Origin of the sequence: Hylemonella gracilis (genome assembly GCF_004328645.1) — a bacterium.
GTDB classification, from domain to species: Bacteria; Pseudomonadota; Gammaproteobacteria; order Burkholderiales; family Burkholderiaceae_C; genus Hylemonella; species Hylemonella gracilis_B.
Map to the genome: position 1 here is coordinate 1,005,660 of NZ_CP031395.1, position 13,117 is coordinate 1,018,776.

Annotated in this window: 12 protein-coding genes and 4 tRNA genes; all 16 read left to right on the top strand. The window is 65.2% G+C overall.

Annotated features, from left to right (window positions below):
- The first annotated feature begins 13 nt into the window (after window positions 1-13).
- A complete protein-coding gene (locus tag DW355_RS04820) occupies window positions 14-3,151 on the top strand; it encodes an EAL domain-containing protein (RefSeq protein ID WP_165493119.1) in 3,138 nt (1,045 codons plus the stop codon).
- Between the two features lie 260 nt (window positions 3,152-3,411).
- Window positions 3,412-4,941: an anthranilate synthase component I gene (trpE, locus tag DW355_RS04825; RefSeq protein ID WP_131278201.1), complete on the top strand. Its 1,530-nt coding sequence runs from the start codon at window positions 3,412-3,414 to the stop codon at window positions 4,939-4,941.
- A gap of 14 nt (window positions 4,942-4,955) precedes the next feature.
- A complete protein-coding gene (locus DW355_RS04830; RefSeq protein ID WP_131278202.1) occupies window positions 4,956-5,531 on the top strand; it encodes an anthranilate synthase component II in 576 nt (191 codons plus the stop codon).
- Window positions 5,528-6,205: a LysE family translocator gene (locus DW355_RS04835; protein WP_131278203.1), complete on the top strand. Its 678-nt coding sequence runs from the start codon at window positions 5,528-5,530 to the stop codon at window positions 6,203-6,205. Before DW355_RS04830 ends, DW355_RS04835 begins: the two co-directional genes overlap by 4 nt.
- A 33-nt stretch (window positions 6,206-6,238) precedes the next feature.
- On the top strand, window positions 6,239-7,267 hold the full coding sequence (trpD, locus tag DW355_RS04840) for an anthranilate phosphoribosyltransferase (RefSeq protein ID WP_131278204.1): 1,029 nt from the start codon (window positions 6,239-6,241) through the stop codon (window positions 7,265-7,267).
- A gap of 19 nt (window positions 7,268-7,286) precedes the next feature.
- A complete protein-coding gene (trpC, locus tag DW355_RS04845; protein WP_131278205.1) occupies window positions 7,287-8,099 on the top strand; it encodes an indole-3-glycerol phosphate synthase TrpC in 813 nt (270 codons plus the stop codon).
- Window positions 8,100-8,121: 22 nt separating this feature from the next.
- The gene (locus DW355_RS04850) at window positions 8,122-8,907 is read left to right on the top strand and encodes a uracil-DNA glycosylase (RefSeq protein ID WP_131278206.1); all 786 of its coding nucleotides are present in this window, start codon (window positions 8,122-8,124) and stop codon (window positions 8,905-8,907) included.
- A 109-nt stretch (window positions 8,908-9,016) separates the two neighbouring features.
- Window positions 9,017-9,102: transfer RNA gene (locus tag DW355_RS04855), tRNA-Tyr, on the top strand.
- Window positions 9,103-9,169: 67 nt separating this feature from the next.
- Window positions 9,170-9,243, top strand: a tRNA-Gly gene (locus tag DW355_RS04860).
- Between the two features lie 63 nt (window positions 9,244-9,306).
- A tRNA-Thr gene (locus tag DW355_RS04865) sits at window positions 9,307-9,381 on the top strand.
- Window positions 9,382-9,472: 91 nt separating this feature from the next.
- Window positions 9,473-10,663: an elongation factor Tu gene (gene tuf, locus DW355_RS04870; RefSeq protein ID WP_131277834.1), complete on the top strand. Its 1,191-nt coding sequence runs from the start codon at window positions 9,473-9,475 to the stop codon at window positions 10,661-10,663.
- Between the two features lie 13 nt (window positions 10,664-10,676).
- Window positions 10,677-10,752: transfer RNA gene (locus DW355_RS04875), tRNA-Trp, on the top strand.
- Between the two features lie 110 nt (window positions 10,753-10,862).
- Window positions 10,863-11,246 carry a preprotein translocase subunit SecE gene (secE, locus tag DW355_RS04880; protein ID WP_131278207.1) on the top strand — a complete coding sequence of 128 codons (384 nt, stop codon included), beginning with the start codon at window positions 10,863-10,865 and terminating at the stop codon, window positions 11,244-11,246.
- Between the two features lie 2 nt (window positions 11,247-11,248).
- A complete protein-coding gene (gene nusG, locus DW355_RS04885) occupies window positions 11,249-11,836 on the top strand; it encodes a transcription termination/antitermination protein NusG (protein ID WP_131282314.1) in 588 nt (195 codons plus the stop codon).
- Between the two features lie 124 nt (window positions 11,837-11,960).
- The gene (gene rplK / locus DW355_RS04890; RefSeq protein ID WP_035604641.1) at window positions 11,961-12,392 is read left to right on the top strand and encodes a 50S ribosomal protein L11; all 432 of its coding nucleotides are present in this window, start codon (window positions 11,961-11,963) and stop codon (window positions 12,390-12,392) included.
- Between the two features lies 1 nt (window position 12,393).
- Window positions 12,394-13,089 carry a 50S ribosomal protein L1 gene (rplA, locus tag DW355_RS04895; protein WP_131278208.1) on the top strand — a complete coding sequence of 232 codons (696 nt, stop codon included), beginning with the start codon at window positions 12,394-12,396 and terminating at the stop codon, window positions 13,087-13,089.
- Window positions 13,090-13,117 lie beyond the last annotated feature (28 nt).

Sequence of the window (13,117 nt, forward strand, 5' to 3'; positions counted from 1 at the left end):
GACACATCGTCGCGTGCGGCTGGCGCTTTATTTCGTGCTCCTGGCCGTCGGCGCCGTGGCCTGGCTGCAGAGCCGCCAGCAGATCCGCCTGGAGCAGGTGCGGCAGGCGGATGCCGAAATCATCCGCGCGGCCGCCTCGCAGGAAATGCTGGCGCAGCGCCTGCGTCTGCAACTCACGCGGCTGCAGGCAAGACTGGATCCGGCCGAGGTCAGCATCGAGGCCTTGAACGACATCGCGCACCTCACCCAGACCCAGGCCATGGCGCTGGACAACCTGCTCGCCGGGCAGGGCGAGGTCGCGGGGGGTGCGGTCCCCAAGCAGGCAAGAAGCTTGCGGCAGACCATCGCACGTTGGCAGGAACAGCGCGAGCGGGTCTGGTACCGCACGCAGTCCCTGCTCTGGCACGTGGATGACCCGGATCCGGCGCGGCGCGAGCGGGCCATCGCGCGCGTGCAGACCGAGCTGGACGCCTTCACGGGCACGCTGCAGGGACTGGGCGCGGAGTTGCAGGGGGCCGCCGAACAACGCGCGGCCGAAACCCTGCGGGGGATTCGGGCCTCCTTCATCATCACCCTCTTGCTGCTTCTGCTTCTGCTGCTGGGCGTGGCCGAGCCGTTGGTGCGTTTCGTGCGCGCGCAGAACGCCCGCCTGCGTCGCCAGACCGAGCAGCGCCGCCAGCTTGCCTTGGTGGCCGAGCGCACGGCCAACTGGGTGGCCATGCTCGATGGCGCGGGTCGGGTACTCTGGTGCAACGATGCCTTCCTGCGTGGCAAGGGACTGCCGCGTGAGCAGGTCATCGGGGATCAGGGGGTATTGCTGGGACAGGGCGACGACGACGAGGCCCGTGCGGCCGTCCTGCTGGAGGAGCTGAGCGAGGGACGGGCGGTGCGCGCCGAGCTGCAGCATCGGGCCGCGGACAGACGGGAAGTCTGGCTCGACGTGGACTACCAACCCATCCGCGATGCCCAGGGCGAGCACCTCGGCTGCACCGTCGTGGCGACCGACATCACCGAAGCCAAGAGCCAGCGCCTGCGCCTGCGTGCGTTGATTGACGCCGTGCCGGTGGGCGTGGTGTTGCAGGATCTGGACGGCAAGGTACTGGATTGCAATGTGCTGGCCGCCGAGATGCTGGGACTGTCGGTGGACGCGCTGGTGGGGCGTGTGGGGTTGTCGGGCCTTGGCGTTTCCGCCGTGCGTGCCGACATGACGCCCTACCCGCAGGACGACCGACCGACCGTGCGCACCTTGCGCACGGGCCAGCCCTTGCGCGGAGAGTCGATCGGCATCGTCCTGCCGGGTGCGCCGGTGCGCTGGTTGCTGACCAACACACAGCCCTTGCGCGACGCGGCGGGACGCATGACGGGCGTGGCTTCCAGCGTCATCGACGTGACCGAGCAGCGTGATCAGCAGCAGTTGCTGTCCATCGCGGTGGAGAGCGCCGCGCTCGGTGTCTGGCAATGGGATTTTGCGAGCGGCCGACTGGAAGTGAATGAACGCTTCTACGCCTTGCTGGGTTACGCCAGCGGTTCCCTGGAGCTGACCGCGCGGACCTTGGTCGATTTGATCCATCCGGAAGACTTCGACGCCATGTCGCGGGCCCTGCGCGCGAATCTGCGCGATTCCCGGCGCCCCGTTCATGTGCAGATGCGCGTGCGGCACGCGGACGGCCGCTGGCGCTGGATGCTTTTCTCCGGCACGGTGGTGTCGCGCGACGGCCGGGGCCGGGCCGCGCGCATGGCGGGGGTGTGCTACGACGTCAGCGCGCAGAAGGAGCTGGAAGAGCAGTTGCGTCAGAGCGCGCGCATCGACAGCCTGACGCACCTGCCCAACCGCGCCGAGCTCTTGCGCCGCATCCGCGCCGCGCTGGAGCGCGCCCGCAAGGAATCGGGTTACGGCTTCGCCGTGCTTTTCATGGACTTCGACCGCTTCAAGCAAGTCAATGACACCTTAGGTCACTCGGCCGGAGATGAGCTGCTGCGTCAGATCGCGGGGCGGCTGCAGGAAAGTCTGCGTGCGGGCGATGCCTTCGTCCAGGCCAGCGACATCGACGTGCTGACGGGGCAGCCCACGCAGCAACTGGCGGCGCGCATTGGCGGCGATGAGTTCGTGGTGCTGCTGGACAACATCCGCAGTGACCAGGACGCGCAGGTGGTCGCCACCCGTTTGCTCCAGACCCTGGCCGAGCCTTACGAGATCGGTGGGCACCGCGTCAGTTCGACCGCCAGCATCGGTATCGTCACGCCCACGCACATGGCCGATGACCCGGACAGCGTGCTGCGTGACGCCGACATCGCGATGTACGAAGCCAAGCGTCAGGGGCGCGGACGCTACGAGCTGTTCGAACCCTCCCTGCGCAAGCGCGTGCACGACGACGCGGAGCTGGAGAACGATTTACGCCAGGCCTTGGCCCGCGACGAGATCCGAGTGGTCTACCAGCCCCTGATCGATCTGACCACGGGCCGGCTGGCGAGCGTGGAGGCGCTGGCGCGCTGGCATCATCCCAAGCGCGGCCTGATTTCCCCGCTGGCTTTCATCCCCGTGGCCGAGGGCTCCGGCCTGATCGGCCCGCTGGGCGAGCGCGTGTTGCGCACCGCCTGCCATGAGCTGGTGCGCCTGCGCCAGATGCTGGGCGATCGCGCGCCACAGACAGTGTCGGTCAATGTGTCGCGCGCACAGTTGCGGCAGACCGACTTCGTCGCGCGCCTGTCCGAGCTCTTGAACAGCACGGGCATCGGCCCCGAGGCCCTGATGCTGGAGGTGACCGAAAGCCTGGCCGCGCAGGACGAAGGCGTGCAGAGCGTGCTGCGCGAGGTGAGCGCGCTGGGCGTGGCGCTGTCGCTGGACGATTTCGGCACGGGGTATTCGTCCCTGTCCTGCCTGCACGCCCTGCCCGTGAACCAGGTCAAGGTGGATCGTTCCTTCGTGAGCGAGGCCTTGGACAGCAACTACCACCGCGTGATGATCGAGGCCACGATCCGCATGGCCAAGGCCCTGCACCTGCAGACCGTGGCCGAAGGCATCGAGACCCTGGAGCAGGCCGCGCTGATGCAGTACCTGGGCATCAACAAGGGGCAGGGCTACCTCTACAGCCATCCCCTGAACGCGGGCGAGCTGGAGGCATGGGCCGGGAATCTGGCCGCGCGGCCGTGATGCAGCGCGGCGCCATCCGTCCTCGCCTCAGGGTTCGGCGCGCGCCGAAGGTGCTATAAAGCGGCCTATGTTCATTCATCGCCTCATCAGCAAAGGTTGCAGCGACCGGGGAGCCTGGCCCTGGCGTCGGCCTGCACGCATGCTTGGCTGATGCGCGGCGCGCGCCGCGCGCCCCTGGGTCTCGCCTGACGCGAGTCCTGTCCGAATGAACGCGAGACTGTCCCCTGGCGGGAGGGTCCGCACGAGCCGGAGGCTCTCCCTTGATCACCGAACTTGAATTCAAAAGCCTGGTTCAGGCTGGCTACAACCGTATTCCGCTCATCGCCGAGGCTTTTGCCGACCTCGAAACACCGCTCTCGCTCTACCTCAAGCTGGCCCATGTCCAGGACGGCGGGCGCAACAGCTTTCTGCTGGAGTCCGTCGTCGGCGGCGAGCGTTTCGGCCGCTACAGCTTCATCGGCCTGCCCGCGCACGTCTGGCTGCGCAGCAGCGGTTTCGGCGCGCAGGCGCACACCGAGGTCTTGCGCGACGGGCACGTGATCGAAACCGCCCGCGGCAACCCGCTGGACTTCATCACCGCCTACCAGCAGCGCTTCAAGGTCGCGCTGACGCCGGGCTTGCCGCGCTTCTGCGGCGGCCTGGCTGGTTATTTCGGCTACGACGTCGTGCGCCACATTGAGAAGAAGCTCGAGGATTCCTGTCCGCCCGACACCCTGGGCATGCCCGACATCCTGCTGCTGCAGTGTGAGGAACTGGCCGTCATTGACAACCTGTCGGGCAAGCTCTACCTCATCGTGTACGTCGACCCGGCCCAAGCCGAGGCCTACACGGCGGGCAAGCGCCGCCTGCGCGAATTGCGCGAGCGCCTGCGCCAGCCCGCCAGCGCGCCGCCGATCACGGCGCTGGCACCCAGTGCCCACCATCCAGCTGAACGTGAATTCGCCAAGGCCGACTACCTGAGGGCCGTCGAGCGCGCCAAGGAACTGATCGCCGCTGGCGACTTCATGCAGGTGCAGGTGGGCCAGCGCATCAGCAAGAAATTCGAGTCGCACCCGCTCTCGCTGTATCGCGCGCTGCGCACGCTCAATCCCTCGCCGTATATGTATTACTACGACTTCGGCGACAGCCAGGTCGTGGGCGCTTCGCCCGAGATCCTGGTGCGACAGGAGGAGGTGACCGTGTCGGGCGCGACGCCTGGTCTGGCGCAGAAGATCACGATCCGCCCGCTTGCCGGCACGCGTCCGCGTGGCGCCACGCCCGAGGCCGACCTGGCCGCCGAGCAGGAGCTTGTCAACGACCCCAAGGAGCGTGCCGAGCATGTGATGCTCATCGACCTGGCGCGCAACGACATCGGGCGCATCGCCCGCATTGGCAGCGTCAAGGTGACCGAGGCCTTCGCGGTGGAGCGTTACAGCCACGTCATGCACATCGTCAGCAACGTCGAGGGCCTGCTCCAGGGCGGCATGGACAGCATGGATGTGCTGAAAGCCACTTTCCCGGCAGGCACGCTGACGGGCGCGCCCAAAGTGCACGCGATGGAACTGATCGACCAGTTGGAGCCGAGCAAGCGCGGCCTCTATGGCGGGGCTTGCGGTTACCTGAGCTACGCGGGCGACATGGACCTGGCCATCGCCATCCGCACCGGCGTGGTCAAGGGCGGGCGGCTCTATGTCCAGGCCGCTGCGGGCGTCGTGGCCGATTCCGTGCCCGAGCTGGAGTGGAAGGAAACCGAGGCCAAGGCGCGTGCGCTCTTGCGCGCCGCCGAGCTGGTTGAAGAAGGTCTGGAGTGAAAGGAAGCAGCACCATGAAACTCCTGATGATCGACAACTACGACAGCTTCACCTACAACCTGGTTCAGTATTTTGGCGAACTCGGTGCCGAGGTCGAGGTGTTCCGCAACGACGAGATCACCGTGGAAGGTGTGGCGCAGCGCCAGCCCGAGCGGCTCGTGATTTCGCCCGGGCCCTGCTCGCCGACGGAGGCCGGTATCTCCATCGCGGCCATCCGGTACTTCGCTGGCAGGCTGCCGATTCTGGGGGTCTGCCTGGGGCACCAGAGTATGGGCGCGGCCTTCGGTGGCAAGGTGGTCCGGGCGCGCCAGCTCATGCACGGCAAGACCAGCGAGATCACGACCACGCGGCAGGGCGTGTTCGCGGGCCTGCCGGAGAAGTTCACCGTCAACCGATACCACTCGCTGGCCATCGAGCGCGCGAGCTGCCCGCCCGATCTGGAAGTGACGGCCTGGACCGAGGACGGAGAAATCATGGGCCTGCGCCACAAAACGCTGGACGTGGAGGGCGTGCAGTTCCACCCCGAGTCCATCCTGACGGAACACGGGCACGCCATGCTGAAGAACTTCCTGGAGCGACGCGCGCCATGAACCTGCTTGATCTGACCTCCCTGGGCATCGCGCACCTGCCCCTGTTCCTGCTGGCCGGCCTGCTGCTCAACCTGACGCCCGGGCCGGACGTGCTCTACATCACGAGCAGCGCCCTGCGCCAGGGCGTGCGCGCGGGCGTGGTGGCCAGCCTGGGCATCACGACCGGCTGCCTCGTGCACGTCAGCGCCGCGGCCCTGGGCGTCGGCGCCTTGCTCGCGGCGTCCGCCACGGCCTTCACCGTGCTCAAGTGGGTGGGGGCGGCCTATCTTTGCTGGACGGGTGTGAAGCTCATGCTGGCCCGGGCCACGGACGGTTCTGGGTGGGCTGACGGCGCCGGGATGGCGTGGAGTCAGGCCCCTGCGTCCCTGCGCTCCGTTTACGCGGGCGGTTTCCTGACCAATGCGCTGAACCCCAAGGTGGCGATCTTTTTCCTCGCCTTCCTCCCGCAGTTCATCGTGCCCGAAGCGCCACACAAGACCCTGGCGTTCCTGCTGCTGGGTTGCCTGTTCACGCTCGGCAGCATTCCGGTGGACATCGCCTGGGCGCTGGCTGCGGCCTGGCTGGCCCGCCGGGCCTGCGTACGCCAGGGCATGCATTGGCTCGACCGTGTGGCCGGCGCCATGTTCCTTGGCTTCGGTCTGCGCCTGGCGCTGTCCGACAATCCGTCCCGTTAACCGCCTGGACTGATGGCGATGCAGGAAAAATCCATGAACATTTCCCCTCACGAAGCCTTGCAGCGGGTGATCGAACACCGCGAGATCTTTCACGACGAGATGCTGCACATCATGCGGCTCATCATGAGCGGCGAGATGTCGCCGGTCATGATGGCCGCGCTGATCACGGGTTTGCGCGTGAAAAAGGAAACCATCGGCGAAATCACCGCCGCCGCGCAGGTGATGCGCGAATTCTCGACCAAGGTCGAGGTGGCCGACGCCACGCACCTCGTGGACATCGTAGGCACGGGCGGCGATGGCGCGCACACTTTCAACATTTCCACCTGCGCCATGTTCGTGGCCGCCGCCGCGGGCGCCAAGGTCAGCAAGCATGGCGGGCGCAGTGTGTCGAGCAAGAGCGGCAGCGCCGACGTGATGGAAGCACTGGGCGTCAACATTCACCTCAAGCCCGAGGCCATTGCGCGCTGCATCGCCGAGACCGGGGTGGGCTTCATGTTCGCGCCCAATCACCACCCCGCCATGAAGAACGTCGCGCCCGTGCGCAAGGAGCTGGGCGTCAAGACTATTTTCAACATCCTCGGGCCGCTGACCAATCCGGCGAGTGCGCCCAATATCCTGATGGGCGTGTTTCACCCCGATCTGGTGGGCATCCAGGTGCGTGCCTTGCAGCGCCTGGGCGCCTCCCATGCCGTGGTGGTGCATGGCAGGGACGGGTTGGACGAAATCAGCCTGGGCGCGGCGACCTTGGTGGGCGAGCTCAAGGATGGGCAGATTCGCGAGTATGAAATCCACCCCGAGGACTTCGGCTTCGCCATGGCGAGCATGCGCCAGGTGCGAGTTGAGACCCCGGAAGCCTCGCGTGCGATGCTGCTGGGTGTGTTGGACGGTCAGCCGGGCGTGGCGCGTGACCTGGTGGCGCTGAACGCTGGCGCGGCACTGTACGCCGCCAACGTGGTTGCCTCGATCGCGGAGGGCGTGCTGAAGGCCCAGGCGGCCATCGACAGCAGCGCGGCCAAGGCCAAGCTGACGCAATTGGTGGCCGTGGCCAGCCGGCTGGCATGAAGAAAAAGGGCGAACGGGCATGAGCGACATTCTGGAAAAAATCGTTGCCGTCAAACGCGAGGAACTCGCGGCGGCGGTCAAGAAGGCGTCCTTGGCGGCCGTGCGTGCCGACGCCGAAAGCCGCGTGCTCACGCGCGACTTCGTGGGCGCGCTGCGCGGCAAGATTGCGGCCGGCCAGGCGGCGGTGATCGCCGAGGTGAAGAAGGCCAGCCCGAGCAAGGGCGTGTTGCGCGCGGACTTCATCCCCGCGGACATCGCGCAGAGTTACGCCGAAGGCAACACGGCCAGCGGCGGCAGGGTTTCCGCGGCCTGCCTGTCGGTGCTGACCGACCGCCAGTTCTTCCAGGGCCAACCCGATTACCTGAAGCAGGCACGGGCTTCCTGTGACCTGCCCGTGCTGCGCAAGGATTTCATGGTCGATCCCTACCAGATCTACGAGTCGCGTGCCATGGGCGCGGACTGCGTGCTGTTGATCGCGGCCTGTTTGGACGACGGTCAGATGCGCGACATGGAGGCCATCGCGCATGCCCTCGGCATGGCCGTGCTGGTGGAGGTGCACGACGGCGCCGAACTGGACCGTGCGCTGAAGCTCAAAACGCCGCTGATCGGCATCAACAACCGCAATCTGCGCACCTTCGAGGTGGCACTGGACACGACGCTGGCCTTGCGTGCGCGGGTGCCGGCCGATCGCCTGCTGGTGACTGAATCGGGCATTCTTCAGCGCGCCGACGTGACGCGCATGCGTGACGCAGGCGTCCATGCCTTCCTGGTGGGCGAGGCCTTCATGCGCGCGCCCGAGCCAGGCGTGGCGTTGGCGGAACTGTTTGCCTGACATCGTTCACGCGGAGGACGGGATGAGCGATCGGGACGGCTCGTCGGGGCCGCAGGGGCTGTTCGAGACCGAGCGCCTGCGCGACTGGACGCCCTCGGATTGGCTGGCGCCGCTGGCAAGCGATGAGCGGGCCCTGGCGCAAGCCTTTTTCGACGGCGAAACCGGGCAGTCCTTGGCACGCGCGCTGCGTGCGCGCCTGGACGCGGGTGCGGTCATCTACCCGCCCCGGCCTTTGCGCGCCCTTGAACTCACCCCTCTGAAGGCCGTTCGCGTGCTCATCCTGGGGCAGGATCCGTACCATGGGCCGGGTCAGGCGGAGGGACTGGCGTTTTCTGTCGCACCTGGCGTCAAGCCGCCGCCATCGCTGCGCAATATCTACAAGGAGTTGGCGCGGGACCCGAAATTGGTGCCCTGGGAGATCCCCGCGCAGGGCTCCCTGCAAAGTTGGGCGCGCCAGGGCGTGCTGCTGCTCAACACCTGCCTGACGGTGGAAGAGGGGCAGCCGGCCAGTCATGCCAATCTTGGGTGGGAAGTGCTCACTCGGCAAATTGTCCGTGCCGTGGCTGAGTGCGAGTCCCCGGTGGTGTTTCTGCTCTGGGGGGCGCACGCACAGAAAACGCTGACCCAGGCCCTGGCTCAAAATGGCTCGCAGGCCGAAGCCACTGGGAAGCGGCATCGGATACTGACGGCCAACCACCCCTCCCCACTGTCGGCCTTGCGCGGCCCCCAGCCCTTTCTCGGCTGCGGGCATTTCAGTCTGGCCAACGACTTTCTGCGCGCCTGCGGACGGGGGGCGGTGGTCTGGTGATCGCGGTCCTGGGGGTGCTGGCCGACAGCCGGTCGGCCTGGCAGGGCGTGCAGCCTGGAGTGGGCACTTCCAGTGTCAAGAATTCATGGCATAATGGCAGGCTCACCGTGGAGAGGTGGCCGAGTGGTTAATGGCAGCAGACTGTAAATCTGCCCTCTTACGAGTACGCTGGTTCGAATCCAGCCCTCTCCACCAGTGTTTGCGATGAACGGCAGAGTCGTTGCTGGTTCGGGTGCGTGATGTGCCGGGCTGGTGGCGCGAGGCGGGAGTAGTTCAATGGTAGAACCCCAGCCTTCCAAGCTGATGACGCGGGTTCGATTCCCGTCTCCCGCTCCAGCGGTTCATTGGTGAACGTGGATGTGCTGGCGTGCAGGCCGGTCGGTGTTGAGGCTGAATTCTGCCCATGTGGCTCAGTGGTAGAGCACTCCCTTGGTAAGGGAGAGGTCGCGGGTCCGATTCCCGCCATGGGCACCATCTACAGGTGCGCGGTTGGTGCTTGCTGCTCCAATTGCCGCGTCTTGGTGTTTTGAGTCGTGTTGCTTTTCCTTTTCTGGAGAATTGAAAGATGGCAAAAGAGAAATTTGAACGGACCAAGCCGCACGTGAACGTGGGCACGATTGGTCACGTGGACCATGGCAAGACCACGCTGACGGCTGCCATCACGACGGTGCTGGCTTCCAAGTTCGGTGGCCAGGCCAAGGCGTACGACCAGATCGACGCGGCTCCGGAAGAGAAGGCGCGCGGCATCACGATCAACACCGCGCACGTGGAATACGAAACGGCCAACCGCCACTACGCCCACGTGGACTGCCCTGGCCACGCCGACTATGTGAAGAACATGATCACCGGTGCCGCCCAGATGGACGGCGCCATCCTGGTGTGCTCGGCCGCTGACGGCCCCATGCCCCAGACCCGCGAGCACATCCTGCTGGCCCGTCAGGTTGGCGTGCCTTACATCATCGTGTTCCTGAACAAGTGCGACATGGTCGACGACGCCGAACTGCTCGAGCTGGTCGAAATGGAAGTGCGCGAGCTGCTGTCCAAGTACGAGTTCCCCGGCGACGACACCCCCATCGTCAAGGGCTCCGCCAAGCTGGCGCTGGAAGGCGACAAGGGCGACCTGGGCGAGCAGGCCATCATGCGCCTGGCTGAAGCCCTGGACACCTACATCCCCACGCCCGAGCGCGCCATCGACGGCGCCTTCCTGATGCCCGTCGAAGACGTGTTCTCCATCTCTGGTCGCGGCACCGTGGTGACGGGTCGTGTCGAGCGCGGCATCGTCAAGGTCGGCGAAGAAATCGAAATCGTCGGCATCAAGGACACCCAGAAGACCACCTGCACGGGCGTGGAAATGTTCCGCAAGCTGCTGGACCAAGGCCAGGCTGGTGACAACGTCGGTATCCTGCTGCGCGGCACCAAGCGTGAAGAAGTCGAGCGCGGCCAGGTGCTGTGCAAGCCGGGCTCCATCAAGCCGCACACGCACTTCACGGGTGAGGTGTACGTGCTGTCCAAGGACGAGGGTGGCCGTCATACGCCGTTCTTCAACAACTACCGCCCCCAGTTCTACTTCCGCACGACGGACGTGACGGGTGCGATCGAGTTGCCCGAAGGCAAGGAAATGGTGATGCCGGGTGACAACGTGTCGATCACGGTCAAGCTGATTGCGCCGATCGCCATGGAAGAAGGCCTGCGCTTCGCCATCCGCGAAGGCGGCAAGACCGTCGGCGCCGGCGTCGTGGCGAAGATCATCGCGTAAGGAAGAGTCGCATAGGGGTATAGCTCAATTGGCAGAGCGTCGGTCTCCAAAACCGAAGGTTGTAGGTTCGATTCCTACTGCCCCTGCCACCTGACCGGGTCGCGAGATCGGTCGGGTTTGTTCGAAAAGCCCGCCAGACCCTGGCGGGCTTCAGCGTCTCAAGGGGTGCTGGCGGGTTGTAGGGAATCGGTTCAGAAATATGGCAACGTCACAAGTCGAAACGGTCGGTAGCGGGTTGGATAAGCTCAAGTTGGCTGCGGCGGTCATCCTGCTGTTGACTGGCTTTGTGGCTTTTTACAGTCTGAGTGCTCAGGGTGGCCTGCTGCGTTGGGGTGCTCTGCTGTTGGCGCTCGCGCTGGCAGTTGCCGTTTTCTTCACTGCCCAGCCGGGGCGTGACCTCTGGAGCTTTGGGCGCGATGCCTGGCGTGAAGTGGGTAAGGTGGTCTGGCCCACCCGTCGGGAGTCGATTCAGATGACTCTGTACGTCTTCGGTTTCGCGGTGATCATGGCCTTGTTCCTGTGGCTGACCGACAAGACTCTGGAATGGGCGATTTTTGATCTCTTGCTGGGTTGGAGGAAGTGATGATGGCAGACGCAATCGATAGCTCTTCCCCTCCGGTCGAACAGGTCAAGAATCCGGATCTGCGCTGGTACGTCGTCCATGCCTACTCGGGCATGGAGAAGGCGGTTGAGCGCAACATCCTCGAGCGCATCAACCGCGCTGGCCTGCAGGACAAGTTTGGCCGCATCCTGGTCCCCATGGAAGAGGTGGTGGAGGTCAAGAACGGTCAGAAGCGCACCACGGAGCGCAAGTTCTTTCCGGGCTATGTGTTGGTCGAGATGGTGATGAACGACGAGACCTGGCACCTGGTCAAGCACACCAGCAAGGTGACGGGATTCGTGGGTGGGGGCAAGAACAACCGCCCGACCCCGATCTCCGAGGAGGAGGTCATGAAGATCGTCAACCAGATGCAGGAAGGCTCCGACAAGCCGCGCCACAAGATCGAGTTCACCGTGGGTGAGCTGGTGCGCGTCAAGGAAGGCCCTTTCACCGACTTCAACGGCGCGGTCGAGGAAGTCAACTACGAGAAGAGCAAGGTCCGCGTGGCGGTCACGATCTTTGGCCGTTCGACTCCGGTCGAGCTGGAGTTCGGCCAGGTCGAGAAGACCTGATCCGGCACTGTTTCAAATTCCAGTCCGCGCCTCCCGACTCGGCGCGGATGTTGTCTCGATGAGTCGTCAACCCCGGGGAGCCGAGGCGCGAAGCCTGGGCGTTTTCACCCGCAAGGAGTAAAGCATGGCGAAGAAAATCGTCGGTTTTATCAAGCTGCAAGTGCCGGCTGGTAAGGCCAATCCCTCGCCGCCGATTGGTCCCGCGCTGGGCCAACGCGGTTTGAACATCATGGAGTTCTGCAAGGCGTTCAACGCCCAGACCCAGGGCGTCGAGCCCGGTCTGCCGCTGCCGGTTGTGATTACCGCCTTCGCGGACAAGAGCTTCACCTTCATCATCAAGACGCCGCCGGCGACCGTGATGATCAAGAAGGCCATCAAGCTGGACAAGGGTTCTTCCAAGCCGCACGTGGACAAGGTCGGCAAGATCACCCGCGCTCAGCTCGAGGAGATCGCCAAGACCAAGATGAAGGACATGACCGCCGCCGATCTGGACGCCGCTGTGCGCACGATCGCTGGCTCTGCCCGTTCCATGGGCGTGAATGTGGAGGGCGTGTGACATGACCAAGCTCACCAAAAAAGCCAAGGCCCTGCAGGGCAAGGTTGACAGCACCAAGCTGTATCCGCTCGCCGACGCGATCAAGTTGGTCCAGGAATTTGCCACCGCCAAGTTCGATGAAAGCATCGACGTGGCCGTGCAACTCGGCATCGATGCCAAGAAGTCTGACCAGGTGGTGCGTGGCGCCGTTGTGTTGCCCAATGGGACCGGCAAGACCAAGCGCGTCGCCGTGTTCGCCCAGGGTGCCAAGGCTGAGGAGGCCAAGGCGGCTGGCGCCGACGTGGTCGGCATGGACGATCTGGCTGCCCGTGTGAAGGCTGGCGACATGCCTTTCGACGTGGTGATCGCCGCTCCCGATGCCATGCGCATCGTGGGTACTCTGGGTCAGATTCTGGGTCCGCGTGGCCTGATGCCCAACCCCAAGGTCGGCACCGTGACGCCCGACGTGGCCACGGCCGTGAAGAACGCCAAGGCCGGTCAGGTGCAGTTTCGCGCCGACAAGGCTGGCATCGTGCACGGCACGATCGGTCGTCGTTCTTTCGATGCCGCCAAGCTGCAAGGCAACCTGGCTGCGCTGATCGATGCCTTGAACAAGTCGAAGCCGGCGACCAGCAAGGGCGTGTACCTGCGCAAGGTGGCGGTTTCGTCCACGATGGGCGTGGGTGTTCGCGTGGACACGCAGACGATCGCGGCCTGAGGCCACGGCGTCGTTGAAGAAGATTTGA